General features: G+C 29.9%; 22 protein-coding genes. 5 read left to right on the top strand and 17 right to left on the bottom strand.

Going from position 1 to position 25,282, the window contains the following annotated elements:
* Positions 1–38: 38 nt before the first annotated feature.
* From RYO54_RS16670 to RYO54_RS16630, 9 genes are all read right to left on the bottom strand, one after another.
* Positions 39–1,292, bottom strand: coding sequence for a HAMP domain-containing sensor histidine kinase (locus tag RYO54_RS16670; RefSeq protein WP_315121306.1), 1,254 nt, complete (start codon positions 1,290–1,292; stop codon positions 39–41).
* A complete protein-coding gene (locus tag RYO54_RS16665; RefSeq protein WP_315121303.1) occupies positions 1,285–1,965 on the bottom strand; it encodes a response regulator transcription factor in 681 nt (226 codons plus the stop codon). Before RYO54_RS16665 ends, RYO54_RS16670 begins: the two co-directional genes overlap by 8 nt.
* On the bottom strand, positions 1,958–2,497 hold the full coding sequence (locus RYO54_RS16660) for a DUF4342 domain-containing protein (RefSeq protein WP_315121299.1): 540 nt from the start codon (positions 2,495–2,497) through the stop codon (positions 1,958–1,960). The genes RYO54_RS16665 and RYO54_RS16660 overlap by 8 nt, the downstream gene beginning before the upstream one ends.
* 163 nt (positions 2,498–2,660) lie before the next feature.
* Positions 2,661–3,197 carry a DUF4342 domain-containing protein gene (locus tag RYO54_RS16655; RefSeq protein ID WP_315121296.1) on the bottom strand — a complete coding sequence of 179 codons (537 nt, stop codon included), beginning with the start codon at positions 3,195–3,197 and terminating at the stop codon, positions 2,661–2,663.
* 317 nt (positions 3,198–3,514) lie between these two features.
* Positions 3,515–3,817, bottom strand: a complete 303-nt coding sequence (locus RYO54_RS16650) for a hypothetical protein (protein WP_399549654.1) — start codon at positions 3,815–3,817, stop codon at positions 3,515–3,517.
* A gap of 226 nt (positions 3,818–4,043) precedes the next feature.
* Complete coding sequence (locus RYO54_RS16645) at positions 4,044–5,804, bottom strand: AAA family ATPase (RefSeq protein ID WP_315121294.1); 1,761 nt, start codon at positions 5,802–5,804, stop codon at positions 4,044–4,046.
* A gap of 270 nt (positions 5,805–6,074) precedes the next feature.
* Positions 6,075–6,992: a bacteriophage abortive infection AbiH family protein gene (locus tag RYO54_RS16640; protein WP_315121291.1), complete on the bottom strand. Its 918-nt coding sequence runs from the start codon at positions 6,990–6,992 to the stop codon at positions 6,075–6,077.
* Positions 6,993–7,175: 183 nt separating this feature from the next.
* On the bottom strand, positions 7,176–8,252 hold the full coding sequence (locus RYO54_RS16635) for a hypothetical protein (protein WP_315121290.1): 1,077 nt from the start codon (positions 8,250–8,252) through the stop codon (positions 7,176–7,178).
* Positions 8,253–8,619: 367 nt separating this feature from the next.
* Positions 8,620–9,192, bottom strand: a complete 573-nt coding sequence (locus RYO54_RS16630) for a hypothetical protein (RefSeq protein ID WP_315121288.1) — start codon at positions 9,190–9,192, stop codon at positions 8,620–8,622.
* Positions 9,193–9,610: 418 nt separating this feature from the next.
* Between RYO54_RS16630 and RYO54_RS16625 the strand changes: the two genes are divergently transcribed.
* Both RYO54_RS16625 and RYO54_RS16620 read left to right on the top strand, forming a co-directional pair.
* Complete coding sequence (locus RYO54_RS16625; RefSeq protein WP_315121285.1) at positions 9,611–11,878, top strand: excinuclease ABC subunit UvrA; 2,268 nt, start codon at positions 9,611–9,613, stop codon at positions 11,876–11,878.
* 10 nt (positions 11,879–11,888) lie between these two features.
* On the top strand, positions 11,889–12,308 hold the full coding sequence (locus RYO54_RS16620) for a MarR family transcriptional regulator (RefSeq protein ID WP_315121282.1): 420 nt from the start codon (positions 11,889–11,891) through the stop codon (positions 12,306–12,308).
* Between the two features lie 112 nt (positions 12,309–12,420).
* Here RYO54_RS16620 and RYO54_RS16615 read toward each other — a convergent pair whose 3' ends face one another.
* The 5 genes from RYO54_RS16615 to RYO54_RS16595 form a co-directional block, all read right to left on the bottom strand.
* Complete coding sequence (locus tag RYO54_RS16615; protein WP_315121279.1) at positions 12,421–12,771, bottom strand: PqqD family protein; 351 nt, start codon at positions 12,769–12,771, stop codon at positions 12,421–12,423.
* Complete coding sequence (locus RYO54_RS16610) at positions 12,761–14,680, bottom strand: OPT family oligopeptide transporter (protein ID WP_315121278.1); 1,920 nt, start codon at positions 14,678–14,680, stop codon at positions 12,761–12,763. The genes RYO54_RS16615 and RYO54_RS16610 overlap by 11 nt, the downstream gene beginning before the upstream one ends.
* 229 nt (positions 14,681–14,909) lie before the next feature.
* A complete protein-coding gene (locus RYO54_RS16605; RefSeq protein WP_315121277.1) occupies positions 14,910–16,367 on the bottom strand; it encodes an aminoacyl-histidine dipeptidase in 1,458 nt (485 codons plus the stop codon).
* Positions 16,368–16,684: 317 nt separating this feature from the next.
* Positions 16,685–18,136 carry a leucyl aminopeptidase gene (locus tag RYO54_RS16600; protein WP_315121275.1) on the bottom strand — a complete coding sequence of 484 codons (1,452 nt, stop codon included), beginning with the start codon at positions 18,134–18,136 and terminating at the stop codon, positions 16,685–16,687.
* A 329-nt stretch (positions 18,137–18,465) separates the two neighbouring features.
* Entirely contained in the window at positions 18,466–19,107 is a 642-nt protein-coding gene (locus RYO54_RS16595) for a hypothetical protein (RefSeq protein WP_315121274.1), read from the bottom strand.
* Between the two features lie 439 nt (positions 19,108–19,546).
* On the opposite strand from RYO54_RS16595, the gene RYO54_RS16590 reads away from it, so the two are divergent.
* Positions 19,547–20,065, top strand: coding sequence for a VanZ family protein (locus tag RYO54_RS16590; RefSeq protein ID WP_315121272.1), 519 nt, complete (start codon positions 19,547–19,549; stop codon positions 20,063–20,065).
* Positions 20,066–20,211: 146 nt separating this feature from the next.
* Entirely contained in the window at positions 20,212–20,397 is a 186-nt protein-coding gene (locus RYO54_RS16585; RefSeq protein ID WP_315121270.1) for a hypothetical protein, read from the top strand.
* A 114-nt stretch (positions 20,398–20,511) separates the two neighbouring features.
* Here the strand turns inward: RYO54_RS16585 and RYO54_RS16580 are convergent, their stop codons facing one another.
* Positions 20,512–21,381 (bottom strand): alpha/beta hydrolase, encoded by an 870-nt coding sequence (locus RYO54_RS16580; RefSeq protein WP_315121268.1) that lies wholly within the window; start codon positions 21,379–21,381, stop codon positions 20,512–20,514.
* Between the two features lie 313 nt (positions 21,382–21,694).
* Entirely contained in the window at positions 21,695–23,161 is a 1,467-nt protein-coding gene (locus RYO54_RS16575) for a methyl-accepting chemotaxis protein (protein ID WP_315121265.1), read from the bottom strand.
* A 278-nt stretch (positions 23,162–23,439) separates the two neighbouring features.
* Here RYO54_RS16575 and RYO54_RS16570 point away from each other — a divergent pair, with 278 nt between their 5' ends.
* Positions 23,440–24,438, top strand: a complete 999-nt coding sequence (locus tag RYO54_RS16570) for a 3-oxoacyl-[acyl-carrier-protein] synthase III C-terminal domain-containing protein (RefSeq protein WP_315121262.1) — start codon at positions 23,440–23,442, stop codon at positions 24,436–24,438.
* Positions 24,439–24,559: 121 nt separating this feature from the next.
* On the opposite strand, the gene RYO54_RS16565 is transcribed toward RYO54_RS16570, so the two are convergent.
* On the bottom strand, positions 24,560–25,261 hold the full coding sequence (locus RYO54_RS16565) for a pirin family protein (RefSeq protein WP_315121260.1): 702 nt from the start codon (positions 25,259–25,261) through the stop codon (positions 24,560–24,562).
* Positions 25,262–25,282 lie beyond the last annotated feature (21 nt).

Genomic DNA, 25,282 nt, shown 5'->3' with positions numbered 1-25,282 from the left:
CCTGATATATCTTTTAAACCTTATCTTAATAATATATTCTACTGTCTTTCAGGCAGAAAAACAGTTATTCTTGTACCTATTTCTTTCCTACTTAAAACGCTAAAATATCCTTTATGACTATCAATAATCCACTTAGCAATGGAAAGCCCTAGTCCTGTACCGCCATTTTTTCTAACTCTTGCAGTATCAGCTCTGAAAAAACGTTCAAATATGTGTAGTACATCATTCTCATCCATGCCTATTCCATTATCTTGAATAGAGAAATACGGCTCATTTTTATTATTTTTTCCTATTCCTAGTATTATATATTCACCTTTATCTGTATACTTTGCTGCATTTTCTATTAATATTCTAGCTGTTTGTTTAAGTAATGATATATCACCATAAACATTTATATTTTCTGAATCCATATATCTATATATATGATCTTTATCTATCATCTTAGATTCATCCAAAACCTCTTTCATCATATCATTAAGTGAAAACTCTATAACCTTAAGTTGAGTTTTACCATTGATACCTCTAGCTAAAAACAATAACTGCTCTACTAAGTTTTTCATGTTTTCTGATTCACTTTTTATAGCCGCAATAGATTCTTCTAATACTTCCTCATCATCTTTCCCCCAACGATCCAACATATTAGCATAACCTTGAATTACAGATATAGGAGTTCTAAGCTCATGTGATGCATCTGAAACAAATCTTGCTTGCTGCTTATAAGAATCCCTCATTCTATCTAATAAGTTATTAATGGCTTCCTCTAACCCTTGAAGCTCACTATCTCCAATATGAATTCTTTCATCAGATGTGGTAGGAGTAATCTTAGATATAGCATCCTCAAGACTTTGAAATTTTTCTTCATTAAAGGCTATATCACTAAGCCTACTTGCAGCTTCTGCTATTTCATTAAGTGGTTTTAAAACCCTTCTATTTTTGGAAGTCCCAAATATCATTTGCCCTAATAGCATTATTACTTCTATAACTCCAATAGTACTAATTACTTTTATGAAAAGATTTAAAAAAGTGCTAGCCTCTTTTGTCATAACTTTTCCATTGTCCCAAACAACTTTATAATTTGCTGTTTCTATAGGATAAAACTCAAAGAATCTTTGAGCATCTTTCACGATTTCACCATAAAAACTTATTTCACTTTCAACACACCAAACTCCAATAAATCCAACGATTATGCATATATCAATAATAAGAAACTTTAGAAATAAATTTCTTACAAAAATAGAATTTAGTTTTATTGCAATAGATGTAACATTTCTTGTTTTATTTTTTCTACTCATCTTTAATTACGTACCCCACACCACGAACTGTAGTTATTATTTTTACATTAAAAACATCATCTATTTTTGTTCTTAAAAATCTTATATAAACATCTATAACATTTGTTTCTCCAACATAATCATACCCACATACCTTTTCCATAAGTGTATTTCTAGTTAAGACTATATTCTTGTTTTCCATTAATATTTGTAACAAGTTAAACTCTCTATTAGTAAGTTCTATCCCTGTGCCATCATACATTACCTTATGTCTCATTTTATCTAATGACAACAGGCCACATCTTATTATGTCTTCATCCTTTTTTGGTGTAACTATTCTCTTTTTAAGTGCTGTTCTTATCCTTGCAAGTAACTCTTCTATTGCAAATGGCTTAGTTATATAATCATCTGCTCCTGCATCAAGACCTGACACTTTATCCATAACTGCATCTCTTGCAGTAAGCATTATAACTGGAATATCCGAAGTTCTTCTAAGTCTTCTTAATACTTCAAGACCATTAATTTCTGGAAGCATTATATCAAGAAGAATTAAATCTACCTCTCCTTTTTCTGCAATTTCAAGACCTATTCTACCGTTATTTGCTTTTACTATATCATAACCTTCATGTTTTAACTCCAGCTCAATGAATCTTGATAATTTTTCTTCATCCTCAACTATTAAAATCTTAATCATTCTTATCCACCTTTTTAAATTTTCCTTTTATGGTTTTTACATTTTCTGAAATTTCACTTATTACCTTATTAGCCTTATCTGTATTAATCCTCTTTGAAGATACATAAAATTCCATATCAAGGAACAACCCAACGACAATTAAAGGTATTATAATCCAAAACATAAAAAATGAAAGTACAATAACTACTGTAAGTGGAATCTTTAAAAATATTCTGTCTTTCTTTTTTATTTCTAAAAAAATATTATTCCATGTATCTATATATTTACATATAATTTCAAAAATTCCTTGAAAACTATTGTTATTTTCGTATTTCTTTTTTTCATTCTTAATGATTTCTTCTCTTTTCTCACTATATCTTGCTTCATTAGTATAAAAGATACTAACAGAAGGTTTTTCCACCTTTCCATTCTCTTCTAGATGTAATAAAGCATCTAAGATATTCCAATTACTATTCTCTAAAGCTGTTTTAGCTTCTTCATAGCTTATATTTGTTTTTTCCTTCAATTTATCTATTAACTTAAGCTCTTCCATAAATAGCCCTCCGTATCTACGGCATAAATAAAATTATCTATTATAATTCTATCCTTGCCCATTAGATTATACCATTTTATAATGATTTTTTATCATAACTTTATATAACTTAAAAAATAAAGAGATCTTGAATATTTTCAAAATCTCTTTACAGTACTGCATATTATTTTTCATAGCCTTCCTTAAAACCTTTTTTAATAGTATCTGCTGATTCTGATACTTTTTCAAAGACATTATTTACCTCATTATAGTTATTATAAGAACCAGCTAATGAATATTTATATCCACAGAATAATCCTACTATCAATAATACTATAGTTGGTACAGATAAGAATATTAATAAAAGTACTGATATTGTTAATGATATCTTTATTGGTTTTTCATTTTCTTTTCTAATCTCGAAGAAATTCTCATTTCCCTTTTTTATGACCTTACCTATAAATCTAAACATTCTACCAACAATTTCTCCAATTCCACCATGTTTTTCTTCATGCTTTTTACTATCTTCTTTTTTATACTGCTCTTTTTCTTTAATCTCAATTATTGTAGTAGCTTCATTATTTTCTATTTTTCCGCTTCTCTCTAAATATATAATAGAATCTACAACATCCCAGTTGCATTTTTCTAATGCATCGATTGCTTCTTCACGAGTTACATTAGCCTTTGCAATTATAATTTCAATCATTTCATTTCTTTCCATTTGATTTACCTCCTTGTATTTTTTAATCATTCATCATGGTTATATAATACTTTTAGAAGATTAATCTAAAATATAAGAAAGATTAAAATTAGATTAAAATTTAATATTCCTACTAACATTCCTTTTATTTCTTTTACATCGGCATCTGTTAAAACCAACTTAATATTTAAATACTCAATTTTTCCTGTATTTAATAGGGTTTATCTAGGTTTTCCCTACCTATTAACGTAAGATACGTCATTTTACGTATTTAAAGTAGTTTAAATATAAAAAACGACAGAATTTTTCAATCTGTCGTTTTGGAGTTGGTCTTAAGTTTATTTTATTATAAAAAGTTTAAAAGAATTCATCTCAGTATGAATCAACTTTTTATCTAACCTTACAAATAATATCTCAAAGTCATCAGTTTTATTTCCTTGATTAATTTTAATATTACTCCAATTGTTGAATCCTACAACTAACCATTCTTTAATCTTATAAGATGATTGAGGTAAAAATAGATTTAGTAAATTAGCTATATTTACTATTGCGTATAGACAATTATATATAGTGTTGCTACATTCTTCTTTATCTGAGCTAATAGTAATCCATGGTAATTTTTCATCAAAATACTTGTTTATGCTTATTATAAATTAAAAGACTTCTTCAATGGCTATCTTTAAATTTTCATTTTCAATATACTCTCCAATTAGTTTATATAGTTCTTTAATATTAATATCTATCTTATTATCAATATTTCCTTGCGGGATAGTATTATTAAAATATTTTTAGCAAAGACTAAAGTTCTATTAACCAAGTCACCATATGCTGTTAATAACTCTCTAATGTTGAGTAATAGTTGTTACTTTATTCATCCAGCGTAGCACTAGTCTCTTTAAGAGCCTCATCATTTATTATTCCCCATTTTTCTAAAGGCATAGGGCTCTCCTTTTTTATAAATTGCTCTAATATTTTTTTATAGTCATCTGCAGCCTTTATACTCCTATTATGTATCCTACATCTAATTGACTCAAATATATCAATTAGCTCATCATACTCTGGTTTTTTCATAAACTCAATACTATTTAGTTCGCAAATTGCATTATATGGCTTATCGCCACTCTGAAGATATTTAAAATATTGAAATTCAAAATCTGGCATATTAGCAATAATCATATTATCATTACCATCTTTTATTTTAGATTCATTATAAATCTTTTCATTAATGCTCCACATTGCATTTTTAATCCATTTCTCTTTTCTTTTACTAAATGGTGAGTCTATATCATGTATAACTGTATAATTAACACCAAAATGATTTAGTATTTTTTGAAACATTGGTATATTAGCTTTTCCATAACAATTAACAATTTGTATATTTCTATACTTATCATTTCTATTCTTTATATTTGTTAATACACTTTGTTCAGTATCTCCTTCCACTAATATGATGTCATCAGCAAAGAAAAACTCATTTACAGTTGGATTACATGCCCTTATCATTTGCAATCTTTTTCTTTCATCGTCATCAAATTCTGCATTTTCAGTTGAAAAAATTCTTGTTTTAGAATCATTATCTTTATCAACTCTTATTATAGTAGTATGAGGTTTTGATACATCAATAAAAATTGGAGAATGCGTGGTAATCATTATTTGCCAATTATCTAACTCAGCTATCTTATATAGCGCCTCTCTAGCTGCTCTTACTGCTGGTGGATGTAAAAAAGATTCTGGTTCTTCGATAAGTAATATTCTTGGCTTTTCATTTCCGATTGTTGTCCTTCCTTTTTTGTAATTTCCTCCTTCTGATAAAGATTCTATAGCGGACCAAAGAAATGTCCTTTGTAAGCCTGAACCTTGATTGGTTAACGGATAATCATTTCCATACCTATCTTTAATTCTAATGTGGCTACCTGCTGCTATAATTTTTTCTGGTTCAAATTTTCCGGCTTGTGGTTTTATAAGTACTTCACAGTCTGGAAATATATTTTTCATATTACTTTCAACCTTACTTGTGGTAATGTTTAATGTACTTTCTATTTCTGTTTTAACTTCCTCAGCTATTTTATTAATACTTTCTATTAGTTCATTTATTCTTGAATCCTTATTTTTAGATTTCTCTTTTACAGCCTCCGTTAGTATTTCTATAATTTGTTTTTGTAGCTCATCTGAACTATCTAATGGATTTACCTTTAATGGAGTTGGTATGCAACTAGTAATTTTACTATCCCAGCCACCCATGCCCCCTTTTATCCACTTACATTCATCATTGTTCCATGAATATTTTTCACCCTTAGTATTCTCTTTGTTCCATTCCCACCTATATTTAATGCATTCATTATATTCTTCATGCTTAAATATCCACTTTTGGCCTATCTGAGTAATATCATCTGTACTAATCTCAGAAAAAATTCCTATTATTTCAATTGGATTTTCTGTACTGTTTTTATGAAAATTCTCAATGCTCAATGGAGCACCAGCACTTGCAAACGCTTCATATGCACTTAATACAGTAGTCTTTCCTACATTATTAGGTCCAATTAATATAATAATATTATCAATTACTACTCTTAGACCCTCGACCCCAATACAACCATAGTTTTTTATTATTAATTCCCTTAATTTCATGTTGCCACCCCCATAGTATATATAATACATCTCATTTCATAATATTTCAATTTCTTATATATTATGGGTGGATTTTTAATAATTTTACATTGTATTTTTGAATATTTAGTACTATATTTTTTAGGCTAAAACATAGCAAATTCTTTAAGGTTTACCCTTATCATTTTGTAATATAAGATGCACTAAATTTTTCCTATTTATATTTTATTTATTTAAAAATTTCTTATTCTAATTTGTAAATTGAAATTTTTATATTCTCTTGAAAGCATACTATTTAAAAAAGTCTTTCGACTTTAACATTTTAATATTTTCCATTTTTACACCTATAGACACAATTTTATTCATAAAATTAATATTATCACCATGATCATGATAATAAATATTCCAAACAACATCTTGCTTTGTATTTTCTTTTATTTTTTTGAAATATGGTATATCAACATCTCCCAATGAATGACCTATAACAAATATTTTATCAACATCACTCAATCTTCTAAAAAAATCTGTATGAATTGCTATGTAATGATTTACGTCTTTAAATGTTCGTTTATAGTATTTTGCTAATGCATTATAAATACTGCATTCTTTTTCATAAAATTCTTCTCCTGCCTCATTAGCACGTCTTTTCACTTCAATTATTTTAAAAGAATCACCATGCCCAATAACTGGTGCCAAATCATTTTCTTCATCAATAGAACCATGTATGTGTATAATATTATTTTTATCTATTTCATAAATTTTTTCCAATAATAATGTATAATTAAACGTTAAAAATAAGTCATTTCTATTACCTTTTATTCTATTTGTCTTTTTAGGTGTATTTATATTAATTTGCTTAATCCATAACTTAATAAATTCATTCAACTTTTCGATATACCCATATTGCTCTTCCCAATAATCATCAAGTGTATCTTCAATTCCTATATCTCCACCCTCTAATCCCATATCAATAGATGTTCCAAAATCTATAATTTCATCCTCATTTACTGCGGATAAATTTTTTTCGAATTCTTTCCACAAATATTCTTCTACCATTTCTCTTCTGCTATCTGGCAGAAAATTGTACATCTTTTCTAAACACGTTAGATACTCCCAATCTTTATCTTCTAAATAATTTCTAAAGTCAATATATGAAGTTTTTAATCCATGGGCTCTATCAAATCCATTTCCTATCACAAATAAATTCATCTCAAATTCCTTCTCCTATTTAAATTTACAATTTATATTTACCTTATTTTTAAAGGTGAATCTCTGATTATTAGTTTAGAGAGTATATGGATAATAAGAAACTTAGTTATGTTTGAATTTGGTCTTTACATCTACATGTCCAATGTTCTTTGCAACCAGTCATATACTATCTTCAAAATTAAACTAAGATAATACTGTTTCGTATTGTTCTCTGTAAGTTTTTACAATCATTTTTATATCAACTATTTCTTTATCCGTTAAAAGTTCATTATGATCGAAAATCCAGTTATTTTCAAAAACTTTTATAATACTCCTAAACATATCATGATATGGCTGATTAAATACTTCTTCGCTTTTAAGATATGCATGATATTCACTCGTACTCCACTCTGATGTATGATAATTACTCCACATTGATGTATAATAATCGAATATACTACAGTCGGGATAAATATTACTTAACTTTATTCCCATCTGCAAGATTTTCAAAATTATTTGTTCATATAAATTAAGCAAGTGTTTCTGCTTTTCTATTTCGTCAAGTGAATCAATATCAAAAAAATTATTTCTGACCACATTAAATACCTTCGGGGTCATTTTTTCTTTTGTGGCAAAATAACTGCTGAACTCTTTGAAAAAAGAAGTGTTTTTGATTTTATCGATAATGTCTTCTGACAAATATTTTTGGAAGAATTCAATATCTACTGCTTCTGTCATAGAATCAAAGTTACATCTTGTTGAAAGATCTTCGTCTGCAAGAACAAGACTGAGGGGCTCTACAACAATAAACAAAATAATAACTTTTCCAATACAGCTTTTTAAGAGTTTTAAAAAAAAATGTGTTTCAGATTCTTTGTTGAATTTACCTGAGTACTGATGCATTATTCTGAAAGCATAGAAAGAATCAAATCCTTGCTTGTGTATGATTTTATGAGCAGATTTTATAAGCTCATCGTGTTCTTTGAAAAAGTCTGCCAGTATAGTTTTAACTTCAGTATAATTAGCATCAATATTTTCTAATTCCTTTACAAGTTTTGCATTCATAGGAAAATATCCTTTATTATTCCACCTACCTAACTCTAATTTTCCTGTATTAGAAAGGTATAACATGTTGTTTGCAACTTCAGATGCTTGTCTAATTGAATAAAATGCACAATCAAAATTGCCATCTTCATAAAGAAAAATTGAGTTTATTAAAAGTTGAATGGCTTCGCTGATAAAACTGTTGCAAAACATAATATCAATTTGACCAGTCGTCATACCACTTAGCCGATACAGACAGAGTAATAACTCATCATGTTGCGGTAAAACGAGACATTGCTTATTTTTATATTGCATACCTTTAATAAGCTGCTTTTCAAAATCGTTGCTGATATTAATCCCTCCAAACCTTTTCTTTATCTCACTAATTGCAAGTATTTTAATTGTTAAGAGTGCCTCTTTTATTATTCTCTTCTTATAACCTTTATCTCATAACATAGTTGCACTTGTACATTATGTCACTTTTTTGCATTTGAGCTTTTCATTATTAGCCTAATAGGTATATGTATAATATAAATCTCATTTTATTTGTTTCACATTAATCGAAGTATAGTTTTATAACATAGAGCTCTATATAAAAAATTATTTAGCAAAACAATCTTCTTTTTTTATTTACATTTTTAAACTTTTTGTAAAACTTTTCTACCATTCTTCCCTTCATATAATATTCAATCATTATAATCTCATTTGGTATATCAATTTCATAATATACCCCGAATGAGTATCCACATACATGTTGTGGATAAGTTTTTCCATCATATGACCAAATTTCATGTGTACTTGTAGATCTAGTTAAAGCTATTAACCTATTTCTATCTGCATCCTTTTCTTTTTGTGAACGGTAAGATTTTTTCATTTCTAAGGCTATTAAATTGTCATGTTCTGCATTTTCTCCTCTGCTATGTACTATTAAATCACAAGTAATATTTATAACTTCTTCTTTATCATTAATAATTGTTTTAATATGACCAGCATTTCTATTGTACTCGACATCGACATAATATTTCTCATATATTAAGTTTTTTTGCAACTCGTATTCTATGAATGGCTTTAAAGAAGCACATATGCAACGTTCTGATACGTCAGATTTTATCAATGATAACTCTTTAAATAAGAATTTATTATTTGCAATGCCAAAAATTTTCTTGAAATAATCCATATCCTCACTAAACTCCTTTATAGTTTAAAATTCATAAGTATGTGTAAATCCATGCTTCTTTGTAGAAAATAATTTTTGTTAAAATTATTATTGAAATTGTAAAAAACACTCAATTCAATTTTTTCTAATCACTTCAGCCTTTCCTTCTTCAACTTCTCATCATAGACATTACATCCACATTTCAAATATCCATAATCCCATTATTCTACAAACAAACTCAATTTCCTTCAAATTTTGAAAATCTTGTCAATATAATGCCAATAAAAAAGACAATTTTTTGAAACCTGTCTTTTTGGTTCGTTCATAAATTTATTACTAGTTGAATTTCCACAAAAAAAGAAGTAAAATATACTTAACCCAGTTATATATTAACCGAGTAATTCATTTTACTTAAGATAATTTTTTATGAGGTGATTTTATGAGTAGTGAAAATATTGAAGAATATATACATGTTATAGGAGCAAGAGAAAAAAATCTTAAAAATCTAAATGTGAAAATTCCTAAAAAGAAAATAACTGTTTTTACAGGTGTTTCAGGTTCGGGAAAATCATCTTTGGTATTTGATACAATAGCAGCAGAGTCCCAAAGGCAGTTAAATGAGACTTACTCAAGTTTCATCCGCCATCGTTTGCCTCACTATGGACAGCCAAATGTAGATGCTATTGAAAATTTATCCGTAGCAATTATCATTGACCAAAAACGTATTGGGGGAAACTCAAGGTCAACGGTTGGAACTATTACGGACATATATTCATTGTTAAGATTATTATTTTCTCGTATAGGGAAACCTTTTGTGGGCTATTCCGATGTTTTTTCCTTTAATAATCCTCAAGGGATGTGCCCTAAGTGTGAGGGGCTTGGAAAAATAAATATGATAATCATTGATAAATTGTTGGATAAAAATAAATCCCTTAACGAAGGTGCAATTTTATTTCCTACCTTTGAACCGGGAGGTTGGAGATTGAAAAGATATATTCATTCAGGTTTTTTTGACAATGATAAGAAAATTAAGGATTTTACAGAGGAAGAATTGGAGTTGCTTTTATATAAATCCGATATTAAAGTAACCACTTCCGATCCAGAATGGCCAAAAACCTCTCTTTACGAAGGACTCATTCCTCGAATTGAGAGAAGTTTTCTAAAAAAAGAAGGAGGTGAATCCCTTAAATATAAAAATGAAATAGCTAAAATTATCGGTCAGGACATATGCCCTGTCTGCAATGGAGCTAGATTAACACAAGATGTTTTACAGTGTAAAATAAATAATAAAAATATATCCGATTGTGTTGAGATGCAAATAACAGACTTACTTGATTTTATCCATACCATTCATGAGCCTAAAGCCGCTACTATGGTTGAGGCAATTTCAGGTCGTTTGGAGCATTTAGTATCTATCGGCCTAGGTTATTTGACTTTAAGCAGGGAAACCTCTACCCTTTCTGGCGGTGAATCACAGCGAATAAAAATGGTTCGTCAGTTAGGCAACAGTTTAACGGATCTTACTTATATCTTTGATGAACCAAGTATTGGTTTACATCCTCATGATGTTAATAAAATCAATATACTTTTAAAACAATTGCGAAACAAAGGAAATACAGTGTTAATTGTGGAGCATGATCCCGATGTCATAGAAATCGCTGATTACATTATTGATATAGGGCCAAAAGCTGGTATTAACGGCGGTAAAATCATGTATCAAGGTACGTTAGAGGGTTTAGCTCATTCCAATACACTAACTGGTAAATATTTATGCAGTCATGCTAAGCTTAAAGAAAACTGTAGAACCTCCACTGGATATTTGTCTTTAAAAAACGCAAATTTGCATAACCTTAAAAACCTTAGTGTAAATATCCCAAAAGATGTTATGACAGCTGTAACCGGGGTTGCAGGTTCAGGAAAGAGCACTTTAATCAATCAGGTTCTTCCAAAGTTTTATCCTGACACAATTTTTATTGACCAAAAGCCTATTCAAACTTCAAAGAGATCAAATATTGCTACTTTCACAGGAATATTTGATAATATAAGAGAGTTGTTTTCAAAAGCAAATCACCTAAAGCCCGCTTTATTCAGCTTCAATTCAAAAGGAGCTTGTCCAAACTGCAAAGGTTTAGGAGTAACCTATACAGATTTAGCTTTTATGGACACAATCGAAACTTTGTGCGAGGTATGCCAAGGAAAACGCTTTACAGATGAAGTATTGGATTGTACATTACGCGGCAAAAACATAAGTGAAGTTTTAAATATGACCGTTGATGAAGCCTTAGCTTTCTTTTATGAAAAAGACATATCCGCTGTTCTCAAAAGACTGGTAGATGTAGGAGCCTCCTATATAACACTTGGCCAGCCACTAAACACTTTATCTGGTGGGGAACTTCAAAGAGTGAAACTTGCTTCTGAATTAGAAAGCAGAGGAAATATTTATGTGCTAGATGAGCCTACCACAGGACTTCATATGTCCGATATATCACAACTGCTTAAAATCTTAAATCGTATTGTAGATCAAGGTAGCACAGTAATTGTCATAGAGCATAATCTAGATGTGATTAGCCAAGCAGACTGGATTATTGATTTAGGTCCCCTTGCAGGACAAAATGGTGGTAATATAATGTTTGAAGGAACGCCAAAAGATTTAGTAAATTGTGAGTCTTCTATAACAGGACAATATTTAAAGAAATATATAAAATAAGGAGATTTTTATGGGTAAAAAAGAGTTGGAACAATACTATATCCCCTTTCAATGTATGATTATCAGCAATATCAATCGCTTTAATATTGAAGGAGTAACAACTGCTCAATATAACGTATTGGATATCTTAGATAAGCAAGGCTCTAAGACTACAAAGGAGCTGGCAGAAATTCGCAGCATTTCCCAAGCTGGAATGTCCAAACTTACCAAAAGACTTTTAGAGAAAAATTATATTATACAAAAACGACGTGAAACAGATCGCAGAGCTTATGACATCATGCTTACTCCTGATGGCAAAGATTTTCTTGTAAGGTCAGAAAACTTCAGAAATGAAATAATGGATTTAATTGAAAATACATTGACAGAAAAAGAATTAGATTGTTTCCTTAAGCTTTGTAAAAAAATCACTGATTCATATATAAAGGAGTAATAAATTTTATTTTCTTCTATCTTAAACTTTTTAAGCTGCCATTTCCGAATATAGCCTATGTAGCTTGTTAATAAATAAAGATGGCAACTACAATGTAGTGCCATCTTTTGTATTAGAAATTTGTTTTTTCTATATAGTGACAATTAACGTCGATATGGTTTAAGAACAACAATAATCTTTCATAAAGTGGGTGAGCTTTATCACCATACTTTGCTTCTAGATTTTCTCCAATATCTTTTACAGTTTTCTTGCCATTTATTCGCAAAAATACATAACTTCCATATTCATCCATAGAAATTCTCTTATATTCTGGAATTCTAAATTTAAATTTTCTAAAGAAGTTTTGGATCTTGTGATCTTGTTTTTCAAGTATTGTCACAATATTGTTCTTATCTATTTCATATTCTAAACTATCAGAGATTTTAAATATTATGCTTAAGACCTCTTCGTTATTATTCAGCATTTTTCACCTTACTGTTCATTATAGGTATTATAGTAGCTATTATAAGACCTACTAATATTATAAACGCCATTCCATTAGAAGCACTGAATCCACTTGGTCCAGCTCCTTTTATAACACCTGTTACTTGAAGTGCTATACCTATAAGCCCTATTATAGAACCACCAGCAACAAGTCCAGATGATAAACTTATACCATTAGAAACTTTAACTTCTTTTTCTTTTTCAGATTTACAAGTTCTTTCTACAAATAAACGAACTAATGCACCTATTAGTATTATAGAAGTTGTAGATATTGGTAAATAGAATCCTATAGCAACTGTCATTACAGGAAGGTTTAATAAGAATAAAACAACTCCCATAACAGCACCAGTAATTATCATAACCCAAGGTAATTTACCTGACATTATACCAGCAGTTAATGTTGACATTAAGTTAGCTTGAGGTAGTGCAAATGGAACGTTATCACCAGTCATTACAAGTTGGTCAGAAAGTAATAATATAGTACCAACAACTACTGTAACACCAACTATACCAGCTATAGCAAAGTATTTTTGCATTTCATTTTTGTCGCCACCTATTATGAAAGTAACTTTTTGTGATTGAGAATAACCACCAGCCATAGCTACAGCAGTAACTATAAATGTACCAAATAAAAGTAATGATCTGTTGCTTTCAGGATTTTTCCATCCCATTGCAACGAATAATAATGTTACAACAACTATAGAAGCTATAGTCATACCAGATACAGGAAGGTTCGAAGTTCCTATAGTACCAGTTAAACGACCAGAAACTATAACAAATAGCAATGATAAGAATAATGATAAAATAGAAGCAGCTATTGCCATTAATATATTACCACCAGATATCAAGAAACCACCTATGAAACATATTACTATACCACCAAGTAATATTCTGTTTCCAGCAGATGAACCCTTACCACTATTTGAAGACTTAGCATTAATAGTTTCTTTTATGGAAGATACTATTGTAGGTATAAGCTTTATAGCACCTATTAAACCACCAGAAAGCATTATTCCAGCACCGATATATTTTACATAACTACCAGCTATGTGTTTAACCTGCATAGCGTTTATAGCAACATTAGGATCATTCCATACAGCTGCACCGTCTTGTGCAAGAGCAGAGAAGTAACCTATTAAAGGCATAATACAGAAGTTAGATAATATAGAACCAGCAAACATAGTTAAAGAAACCTCTAAACCAACTATATATCCTATACCTAGTAATAGGGGACTGACTTCAACTTCAAATTTCCACTTGTAGAAGGTTTCATTTACGTAGCTTATAACGTTGTTAGCTACATTTAAAAATGAGCTAGTTACAACAGTTATAATACCGCCTATTCCAAACCCTATTCCCATGTACTTCATTGATTCTCCAGCACCTTCTGAAGCAACAAGTGTTTCAGCTATAGCCATTGACTCAGGGTACATTAATTTACCGTGTTCTTCAACCATTAAGTAATTGTGAACAAGAGAAGCTATTCCTATACCGAATAAAACTCCACCTACACCAACAACAAAACCTTCTAAGAAAGTAACTTTAGAACCTATTAATAGAATTGCAGGTAAAACAAATATTATACCACTAGCAACAGATTCTGCACCACTTGACATACCTTGAATTAGGTTTTTACCCAAAATACCTTTTTGTTTAGAAAATACAGCTATAAGAGCAGAGCCTAATATAGAACCAGGTATACCAGCCGCAACTGTAAGACCTGATTTCATACCTGAATAGGCAGTAGATGCTGCGAACAAAGCAGACAAAATGATACCAATTATCAATACGACAACGTTTCCACCAGATTTAGAACCACTAGAAACGTAAGGTACGTAGTCTTTACCAGCTACACCACCATACGCATATTTAGATAACTTATTATCCACGATATATCCTCCTAATGTATTATATATACATATTATTTATAATATATTTTCCATTAAAATATACCATTTTTAAATATAAATTTTTTTTACTTATTTAATTGTAATGAGGCTACTAATTAGAATAATAAATTATAAGGACCAAAGATCAAAATCTTTGGTCCAAACATTTAATTAGGCACATTAAAATAAATAACAAGTCAATTATCGACGGATATTTTTTAAATGTGTCTTATTTTACATTCTTCAATACTTCCAATAAGTATTCCCAGGTCCTCTGAACTGAAGAAATACTCATATGTTCATTTGGAGTGTGAACATCATATAGATTTGGTCCAAAAGAAATAGCATCTATTTCACCAAATTTTTCTGCAAACAGCCCGCACTCAAGCCCAGCATGAATTGCAGTTATATGAGGTTTCTTTTTGTACATTTTTTCATATACATCTTCAAAAATTGTTCTTATTTTTGAATCAGGATTATATGCCCATTCAGGGTAACCAGATTCGGCAACAACACTTCCACCATTCAGTTTAGCTGTTACAGCCAATCTATTATATAATTCGTTCTTTAAGCTTCTAACAGAACTTCTGATTGAGCTTATGAATTCTACGGAATCTTTATGAGTAAAAATTATTCCAAGATTCAAGGAGCTTTCTACTAAACCCTTAATATCCATGCTCATGGAAGCTACCCCATTTATAACCAAGTATAAGTAGTTAACTACATTATTAGTTGATTCTTTTGAAAGCATTTCTTGAGGCAAGGTAGGTAAAACTTCAAATTCTACTCTTACATCAGGATCTGGTGTTCTCAATTCAGTTTTAAATAATTCTTCACACTCAGATATTTTTTGCTCAACTAAAGCTTTATCCTCGGCTCTTACTAAGATAACAGCATCTGTCTCACGTGGAATAGCATTGTGCTTAGATCCACCATTTAATGAACTGAGTCTAAAATCTATTTCAGATAAAATAGACATAAGTATACGACCCATTAATTTATTTGAGTTACCCCTTTCTTTATCTATTTCCATTCCAGAATGTCCACCTTTTAAGCCTCTTATTCTAATTATATATGGAACAAGGTTTGTATCTATTGCTTCCAATGCTACAGGAATTGTTGTTTTAACTGTAACTCCACCAGCACAGCTCACTAATAGAGTACCTTCCTCTTCGGAGTCTATGTTAATAAGTGTTCTTCCTTCTATATTTTTAGGTTCTAATGCCATTGCTCCATCCATTCCTGTCTCTTCTGAAGTGGTAACAAGCAATTCTATTGGCGGATGTTGATATTTATTAGAAGCCAAAGTTGCTAGTCCCATTGCAACCGCAATTCCATTATCTGCTCCCAAAGTTGTGCCAGTTGCATATATCATGTCATCAATTATTCTTAACTTTAGAGGATCCTTAGTAAAATCATGTTCTATACCTGTATTTTTTTCACAGACCATATCCATATGACCTTGTAAAACAATAGCAGGACTGTTTTCATATCCAGATGTTGCTTTCTTTTTTATAACAACATTTAATGCTGAGTCCTGAACATATTCTAGATTATGCTCCTTAGCAAAGGATACTAAATAGTCGCTAATCCCTTTTTCATTTCCAGATCCTCTTGGAATCTGTGATAGCTTTTCAAAGTATTTAAATACTTCAACTGGTTGTACATCTTTAAGTACTTCTTTCATTGTTATTACCGCCCTTCTTATTTTATATTTTTTATGGAAGTATTCCAAAAATTGTAAACATCCCTATAGGTATATTTACCACAAACTAAAATAAAAATCAACATATATAATTTTACGTATTTTTTATATTTCTATATAATTAAACATTAAAACCTTTAGTCTTGCATCTTTATAATATCACTTTATCAATAATCGGATAAATTAAAAAACCGTATCAGACTTCTCCAATACGGTCATCATGTATTTGTGAATTTCATTCCGGTATACACGGTGGCGTGAGAGGAGGAAAATAATTATCTTCCTCCTACTTCATTACTTTATTTAGAATGTTCGCATACATCTTTTGCAACAAGTTCATATAATGTTTTAACAGGTGCCCCTGTTCCTCCCTTAGGTGTACAATCATTTCCATCATCTGTCCAAGCAGTTCCCGCAACATCTAGATGTAACCATGGCTTATCTTGCACAAACTCTTCTATAAACATACCAGCTGTAATTGTTCCAGCATTACGTCCACCAGTATTTTTAAGTTCTGCACAGCTACCCTTATATAGTTTTTTAAAGCACTTATCATTTGGAAGTCTCCAGAATTTTTCTCCACTTCTCTTTGCTGCTACTAATAACTCATCATAAAAAGCATCATCATTACTTATTACTCCTGTTATTTCAGTACCAAGTGCTACTAATACTGCTCCTGTAAGGGTTGCTATATCTACTAATTTTTCTACATTTTCTTTTTCAATAATATAAGTAATAGCATCAACTAATGTTAATCTACCCTCTGCATCTGTATTTAGTACTTCTATGGTCTTACCTGCCATAGACCCAATAATATCTCCTGGTTTATAGCTTCCACCTGAAATAGCATTTTCACAAGCTGCTACTACCGCTATTACATTCTTTTGTACTTTATTCTTTGCTAATGCTTGCATTGTGCCAATAACAGCGGCTGCTCCACCCATGTCACTTTTCATAGTGTCCATAGATGTTGATGGCTTAAGAGAATATCCACCTGTATCAAAAGTAAGACCTTTACCTACAAGTCCAATTTTTTCATTACTCTTGGGATTACCCATATATCTCATAACTATTAATTTTGGTTCATGAATAGATCCTTTTGCAACCTCTAAAAATGCCTTCATTCCTAATTCTTCTATTTCATTTTTATCAAATATTTCTACTTCAAAGCCACTTTCTTTTCCAACTAAGGCTGCACGTTCTGCTAAAGTTTCTGGATACAATATGTTAGCAGGTTCATTTACAAGATCACGAGCTAAAATCACACCATCAATAACATTGCTAGCTTCTGCTATCTTTTCTGCCATCCTTCCTGTCCTTTCCTTTGGTGCACCTAATATAGTTACATGTGGATTATAGCTTTCTTTCCCTTTATTATACTTACTGAATTTGTAGCCTGCTAATTTCACACCTTCTACTATAGCTTTCGTAATACCGCCTGTACATAACTCTTTAGCTTTTATGAAGTAAATACCAAGGTTGTCTACATTTAATTTTTCAGCTTGTTTCATAGCTTTAGCAACTGCATTTACAAAGTCATTTCTTTCTAACTCTTCATATTTACCTAATCCTACAAAAATCTCATAATTTAAATCATCAGTTGTTCTATAAAATATTTGTTCACTTTTTCCTTCAAATACTTTTTTCAACTTCAATTTCTCTAAAATCTTACTATTTGTTTCTTGATCTTCATATGCAAAAGTAACAGTACATTCTAAACTATCAATACTTAAATCTTTTACTTGTATCATCTTATAACTTCTCCTTTATTACTTAATAATAATTATTATTAACCATTATACCACACTTTTTTAAACTTATTAAAGGATTCTTGCATGTATTTTCCTTTATATCTAGTTTTACAATTATAACATTCTAATTTCCATTTCAAATTTTGATCATATTTTCCTCAAAAAATAAGATAGGCTTTAAACCTATCATTTTATTTGCATTTTTTAATATCATTTTATCCGATGACTACCATCCGTAATACTCCCGATAACGGATGCTACCTCCCTGGATAAGTTCTTCTAATCTTCAGTTGGGGTAAGTATTCCTTTTAAGCAAACTCCATCTGAAGCTAAGAATCACTTGATAATGGTGATCCACAATATTCGCATTCTGCAACACTAGTAGTTACCCTATTTGGAGCTCCACAAGATTTACATGTTACAGCTTTAGCCTCAATTTTGGGCTCATAGTTAGGTGTGGTCCCATTGACATTTTTCTTATTTTGTTTTGATAAAACTATTTCGTTAGTTCTATCATTTATATAAGCACCTTGGAAATATCCTTTATTAATCATATCTTTTAAATCTTTTTTTACAACATATACAGGTAGAGACATAGCCCCTGCAATATTATCTATAATAAATTCTTTTCCATCCATAATTATAAAAACATATTTTTCATATTTTCCAGCCTTAAAAGCAAGTTTTTTAGAACGCTTACGCAATGCTAGTCCTATAAGAAAAAAGAATATAGTAGGCGGAATACTTTCTGTTGCATTATCTGGTGAGTTTAACATTATTATTATACCTACTACAGTCATAAAAAAACAGAAATATGTCATTATATATCTTGCAAAATCCCTACCACTATTAAAATTACGTTTCTTGTATATTAAGTACAATCCAACTGGAAAACACACTATAGTAAGTATTATAATTACAGGCCAAGAATCTAGTGTTTTAGATTCATTTTTACAATCATTATTATTCATTTATTTCTCCAACACCTTAAAATTTATATTAATCCTTTTTTATACCCTTCATCTTTATATTTTTTATATACCTTCTATCTTTTGTAGTAAGGAACCTTCCATACCACATTTTTATGATATATCACTATATTTTATATCATAATAAATTTTCTTTAATTGTTCCTTATATTTAATATATTTAATGACTTCAACAATATGCATTATTAATCACTAATTCCTCATATTTCTTTTTAAGTAAAATACTTTATTATTTAAATTATATTAATTTACAGTTATTTAGTCAATGAAGCTTTGAAATTTCACTATAAATTCCTCCTGTAAATAATACAGAAAGAGCCCTCGGAAATGATGAAGCTCCTAATTTAACTACTTTTCCTTTTTTGAATTGACACCTCGTGATATAATAAAAAAAGCATTCAAATACAAAGGAGGCGTTCACATGAAAAAAGCAGGTAAAATTCTTTTATACCTTTACTTCATCGTTTTGATTTGGATATTGCTTTTTAAATTTTCAGTTTCGCTGAATGATGTACTTAATCGAGCATTTTCTGGTGAGCAATTCCGACATATTAACTTGATACCATTTGGAGCGTCAGGTAGCGTCAAAGAAGTGGTCTACAATATTATTATTTTTGTTCCCTTAGGTATTTTGATAGAAATAGTGAACAAAAAAAGTTCAATGGTTCGAAATGCCATCTATATTTCATTGTTTAGTCTTTTTATTGAAGTGAGTCAATCCATTTTAGCGGTTGGCGCTACAGATATAACTGATCTCTTGACTAACACTCTTGGTGGAATCTTAGGCATACTGATTTATACAACTTTAAGAAAGGTATTCGATTCAGAAAAATTAGATAAGGTACTGATAGTGATAGGTATAGTGCTTTTTGTTTTGGCTGTGCTATTCGTTTTATATTTAGTATTTATTATGGGAGTTCGCATTAAATTTCTAGGTTAAACGAGACTCAGTTGTTATCTTTAAAGACGAAATGGTTGGATATAATTATAGTGGAAACTTCGTAAAAATGTTTAAAAAGATTCATGAAAAAACACCACTGGCTTTTAGGAAAATGAAAGGTTAGAGTTAAAAAGGAGAGTTTAATAATGGAAAAGGTAATATGGGTTAGAAGTAATGGAAAAATGCTAGGTACAAAAGAAGATGACGGCTTGGATATCGTAAACAGGTATTTAGAAGAAGGCTGGAAAGTTAAGCATATATCTGCATGTGCTTTAGGCGACAGCATATACGCAGGACAGGCATATATTGTTATTGAAAAAGATGTTGATTAGTATAATTTTTAAATATTTAATGTCGCATCATTAATATATTTCGAATCAAAAGTGGACAAATTAATCTGTCCACTTTTCTTATAGTCCAATATCAACATTAGTTTAAAATAGAGCCTAATTTAAAAATTCCCTTATTTCATTTCCTTGATTAACAAGGGAGTGCCCTTCATCAGGGATGAAATTTATATTAGTATGTCCTAGTAATGCTTCTAACCGTTTTGCCGTCTTTTCAGAATGTAACATAACATCTTTTCCTCCTACAAATAATGCAATGGGCATCGTTAATTTTATTAATTCATCATCTGAGAATAGAGGAATACTCTCTTTTCTAAAGTTAAAATGTTTTGCAATTAACTTTTGATAATTTAACATTACCTGTGGTATCAGTTTATCACCATTAATTTTATAGTATAGTTTATCTATTCCTTTTTCTCCTAATAACATATAAAATATAGATTTAAAAACAAAAGACTTTTTTTGAGGACCTATGCCTGCTGGACAAAGTAGAACAAGTTTATTTACCTTTTGTGGATATTTTATAGAAAACTTTGCTCCTAGCCATGCCCCTAATGAAATTCCAACAATACTTGCTTTTTCTATTGATAGGGCATCAAAAACATCATTAAGCCAATTTGAAAAATCATCTCCCTCTAATGGCAATTGAGTTTCATTACTTTTCCCTGGTTCTCCAGGCATGTCCACCGCATATACTCTATAATTATGTGAATACTTCTCCATCTCATTTATCCACATAACTGAATTCATGCCACTACCATGAAGTAATATAAGTGGTGGTAACTCTTCTTTTCCACTAGCTATGATAAATATTTTCCCATAATCTGTATTAACATTAATTTCTTCATGTGGAAAAGGCCAGTTTTTAAGTAATGATTCATAATACTTTAAGATTTCATTTTTTCCTTCTTCAGATTTAAATGCAACTTGCATCTTACTATTATCTATTTTACTGCTACTTGTTCTCATCATTACACATCCTTATTATTTAATATTTAAAATCTAATTTTTAGCATCTCCAATATTATTAAACACTCTAAAATCATTTACTTTGTATAAGTATAGATATAAAATCCAACATTACTTTTAATTTTTCTTCCATCAAAAACACTCCTTTTATGTTCTATTTATACACCCATTATATTGGACTTTATGCGAATTGTAAATATACTTTACTGCATTTTATTGTACTTTATTGATATTTACTTAACTTTATTGCCCATTCCAAAACTTATAAAAAAAACCCGACATATAATATGTCGAGGTTTTTATATTATCTATTTTATTCACTTATAGAGCTTAATTCATTACATATATCATCTATTTCGTCATAGCTACTTGTTATACCCATTATGCTATTGTTAAGCTCATCAATAGCCGTAAAGATTTCTTCCATAGCGGTTGCAGTGGATTCTACAGTTTCGTTAATATTATTTACTGAACTTAATGTATTTTTCATCGTACTTTCAAGCGATGCCGATTGTGATCCAACACTTCTTGAATAGCTTAATACATTAGAAGTATTTTTATTAACATCTTTAAATAACTCTTTAACATCATTTGTATGTTCATTACATAACTGGATTGACTTTTCTTCTTTTAATATTTCTTCTGCCACTGTCTTTGTTTTATCAGATATATTATTCAATATTGATTCTACTTGATCTGTAGATGTTTTTGAATTCTCAGCAAGTTTTCTTACTTCTTCTGCAACCACAGCAAAACCTCTTCCATGCTCTCCAGCTCTAGCTGCTTCTATTGATGCATTAAGAGCTAATAGATTGGTTTGCTCTGATATTTTTGTAATACTGTTAATAATATGAACTATTTTTGTATTTTCATCACTTAATTCATTTATCATGGATACCACACCTAAAATATTTGTATTTACCTTATTCATTTCCGAAGATAATATATCTACTTTATTATTACCTTCTAACACAACATTTTCAGTTGACTTAGATAATTTCTCCATAGTTTTAATGGCATTGGTAACTTCTTCTACTTTTTCTACTCCATCCTCTATTGAATCTTTCATTCCACTCATTACATCCACTTCTTTGGCTGCACTACTCGCAACGTCGCTTGTAGAGTTAGTTATTTCTTCTGCTATTTGTCCTGTTGCAGAAATTCCACTTTTTATTTTCTCATTAGTTGCTGTTAAAACTTTTATAGTGCTATATATTTTTTCTAGCAACAACTCTGCTCTAGATTTAGCTTCCTCAGTAGCCTTATGAGTTTCTTCTAAATCTTTATAAATTTTTTTGGTAGTAATAGCATTAATTGATAATATAGCTGATGCTGCTACTATATATAATATATACATTGCTAATTCATAATATTCTACGGAAGCAAAGAGGGTTGTTTTATAGCCTAAGAAGCAAAACACCACAAGTGCTATAGCCGAAATTGCTTCAATAATTAATATCCTTAAATCTTGATATACACTCATTAACATAACACCATAATATATCAAAATAAAATTAGCCCAATTTGGGTTTGATACAAACATTATGCCTATAACAACAGTGTACATCATCACCGTATAATACATTGTTTGAGTAATACATTTCTTTTTTATTAATATAAAATCGATTACAGCTAAAGGTATGGAAACTCCAACTAATATTAATATGGCATTCCTATCTACCTTTAAAATCACATCAAAAATTACCCTTAATACTACTGATAATATAAATCCTGCCAACATTATTTTATTCTTCAATTCTGCATTTTTTTTGTAATCCATTACCACTCCCCCTTAATTAATGCCATATTTTTATTTTTCGTAATATTTCTAGATATCTTTACCATATCCTAATGTTTTTTCTTTTTAATCCTTATAATTTATAAATATACATTTTATTATACCTAAAATATACAAATAACGGCAATACATAAATATGAATTTCTTAGGTTATTATTACGATTAATGTATTTTTTTATATAATTTTCTTAATTTATTGAGATATTTTTCGATAATTATAAAATGGGCATATTTAACAATAAAGATAAGGCGGAGATAATATGAGTATAAAAATTAAAAACATCGAGTATTACCATCCTAAAACAAACTATTCTAATGAATATTTTTTGAAGCATTTTTTTAACCAAGACGTAGATATTTCAGGGTTATTAAATATTACTGGAAGAAATCAGAGATATATTTCTGAAGATTTTCATGAAAATTCTTTAACTATGGCTATAGAAGCTTGTGAAAAAGTAATAAAAACTGCAAATATAGATGTACAAGATGTAAATTCAGTTGTATTTGTATCTAGTACCCCAGAATATCTATCTCCTACAAATGCTGTTAAAATTCATAATGCTTTAGGTTTATCTAAAAATGCAAATGCATATGATATGAATGGTAATTGTGCAGGAATGATAATTGCAATGGATCAAGTCTGTAGAACAATGAAAAGCAATGACAAAATTAAATATAGCTTACTTGTTGGTTCAGATTTAGTAGTTAGATATTCAAGAAGATCAGAACCTATTACATATGCTAATTTTGGAGAATCTGCATGTGCTGTTTTACTGGAAAACACTGAAGATAGCATATCAGATTTCATAGATAGTTCATCTTACGTAGATAGCTCATTAAGCTGCTATATAAAATTCCCTCCTGAAGGCTTTTCTAAGGTATTACCAATAGATGAGGATACCCCAAAAGATAATAGAATAATAGAATGGATAGATTTTAATACAGATGAGGCATTTGCAAGTTCTGTTGATTCAATAAATGAAATACTAGCTCGAAATAATCTAACTAAAGACGATATTAAATTATATTGTTTATCTCAATTTGCAAAGAAAAATGTTGATATTATAAGAGAGACTTTAGAAGAACCAGAACACAAATTTCCATTCGTAGGTGACAGATTTGGATATACAGGTGTTACAAGCCCATTTATGGCCTTAGCCGATTCTGTTTCAAATGGCAAAGTTAAGCATGGAGATTACATTATTTTATGGACAGTTGGAGCTGGTGTGGTTGCTTCATGCATACTACTTAGATATTAATATCAAATCACAAAGTCAGATATGAACTTTTTGATCCAAATTGTGTACTAGCCTTCTGTAGACTAAAAAAGCTGTAGTTTTATCTACAGCTTTTTAACAATCAAAATTATTTTCTATCATATTAATCTTCTTTATTCATTTCTAAAATTAATATGTGGGAAGTTTCTTTCCCTTTAATTAAAATATCTTCCTCAACTATTTCCATTCCATCTCTTTCATTTAATTCAATTTCATTAATTAGTGAATTTCCTTCTATTTGAACTAAATAAGCCTGTCTTCCTTCCTTTACTGGAAAGCTAATTTCCTCTCCTTTTTGGAGTTCTAAGGCATAAATATTTACATCTTGGTTTATCTTTATTGGCGCATTCCCCTCTTTACTTGATACCATATGAAGCCATTTGTTTTCTCTATCCTTCCAATTAAATCTGTAATCTCCATAGTTAGACTCATATCCTTTCTTATCAGGGAAAATCCATATCTGTAGAAGTCTTGCTGTATCTTTTCCAAGATTATGCTCACTATGATAAACCCCTGTTCCTGCACTCATGTATTGAACATGGCCACGAGTTATAGTTTTTTTATTGCCCATATTATCTCCATGAGTAAGTTCACCATCTATAACATATGATACTATTTCCATATCTCTATGAGGGTGAGTGTCAAACCCAGTATTAGGTTGAATTAAATCATCATTTATAACTCTTAAAACTCCAAAGTTTATATTGTCTGCATTATAATACTCTGCAAAGGAAAAGTGAAATTTACTTTTTAGCCATCCAAGATTGCTGCTACCCATGTTTTTGCTTTCTATTTTTTTTAACATTTATATCACTCCTATTTAACA

This window comes from uncultured Clostridium sp. (genome assembly GCF_963515715.1).
In the GTDB taxonomy this organism is placed as follows: Bacteria; Bacillota; Clostridia; order Clostridiales; family Clostridiaceae; genus Clostridium_AW.
The sequence above is the reverse complement of the archived record's forward strand: the minus strand, read 5'-3'. Positions and strand labels throughout refer to the sequence as shown.

What these genes read in the sequence shown, in the direction of transcription:
- RYO54_RS16575 (WP_315121265.1), bottom strand. Translation starts at nt 23,161, where the DNA reads ATGGATTACAAAAAAAATGCAGAATTGAAGAATAAAATAATGTTGGCA.
- RYO54_RS16565 (WP_315121260.1), bottom strand. Translation starts at nt 25,261, where the DNA reads ATGTTAAAAAAAATAGAAAGCAAAAACATGGGTAGCAGCAATCTTGGA.
- RYO54_RS16625 (WP_315121285.1), top strand. Translation starts at nt 9,611, where the DNA reads ATGAGTAGTGAAAATATTGAAGAATATATACATGTTATAGGAGCAAGA.
- RYO54_RS16605 (WP_315121277.1), bottom strand. Translation starts at nt 16,367, where the DNA reads ATGAAAGAAGTACTTAAAGATGTACAACCAGTTGAAGTATTTAAATAC.
- RYO54_RS16620 (WP_315121282.1), top strand. Translation starts at nt 11,889, where the DNA reads ATGGGTAAAAAAGAGTTGGAACAATACTATATCCCCTTTCAATGTATG.
- RYO54_RS16645 (WP_315121294.1), bottom strand. Translation starts at nt 5,804, where the DNA reads ATGAAATTAAGGGAATTAATAATAAAAAACTATGGTTGTATTGGGGTC.
- RYO54_RS16595 (WP_315121274.1), bottom strand. Translation starts at nt 19,107, where the DNA reads ATGAATAATAATGATTGTAAAAATGAATCTAAAACACTAGATTCTTGG.
- RYO54_RS16585 (WP_315121270.1), top strand. Translation starts at nt 20,212, where the DNA reads ATGGAAAAGGTAATATGGGTTAGAAGTAATGGAAAAATGCTAGGTACA.
- RYO54_RS16670 (WP_315121306.1), bottom strand. Translation starts at nt 1,292, where the DNA reads ATGAGTAGAAAAAATAAAACAAGAAATGTTACATCTATTGCAATAAAA.
- RYO54_RS16655 (WP_315121296.1), bottom strand. Translation starts at nt 3,197, where the DNA reads ATGGAAAGAAATGAAATGATTGAAATTATAATTGCAAAGGCTAATGTA.
- RYO54_RS16580 (WP_315121268.1), bottom strand. Translation starts at nt 21,381, where the DNA reads ATGAGAACAAGTAGCAGTAAAATAGATAATAGTAAGATGCAAGTTGCA.
- RYO54_RS16600 (WP_315121275.1), bottom strand. Translation starts at nt 18,136, where the DNA reads ATGATACAAGTAAAAGATTTAAGTATTGATAGTTTAGAATGTACTGTT.
- RYO54_RS16570 (WP_315121262.1), top strand. Translation starts at nt 23,440, where the DNA reads ATGAGTATAAAAATTAAAAACATCGAGTATTACCATCCTAAAACAAAC.
- RYO54_RS16615 (WP_315121279.1), bottom strand. Translation starts at nt 12,771, where the DNA reads ATGCTGAATAATAACGAAGAGGTCTTAAGCATAATATTTAAAATCTCT.
- RYO54_RS16635 (WP_315121290.1), bottom strand. Translation starts at nt 8,252, where the DNA reads ATGACGACTGGTCAAATTGATATTATGTTTTGCAACAGTTTTATCAGC.
- RYO54_RS16590 (WP_315121272.1), top strand. Translation starts at nt 19,547, where the DNA reads ATGAAAAAAGCAGGTAAAATTCTTTTATACCTTTACTTCATCGTTTTG.
- RYO54_RS16630 (WP_315121288.1), bottom strand. Translation starts at nt 9,192, where the DNA reads ATGGATTATTTCAAGAAAATTTTTGGCATTGCAAATAATAAATTCTTA.
- RYO54_RS16640 (WP_315121291.1), bottom strand. Translation starts at nt 6,992, where the DNA reads ATGAATTTATTTGTGATAGGAAATGGATTTGATAGAGCCCATGGATTA.
- RYO54_RS16665 (WP_315121303.1), bottom strand. Translation starts at nt 1,965, where the DNA reads ATGATTAAGATTTTAATAGTTGAGGATGAAGAAAAATTATCAAGATTC.
- RYO54_RS16660 (WP_315121299.1), bottom strand. Translation starts at nt 2,497, where the DNA reads ATGGAAGAGCTTAAGTTAATAGATAAATTGAAGGAAAAAACAAATATA.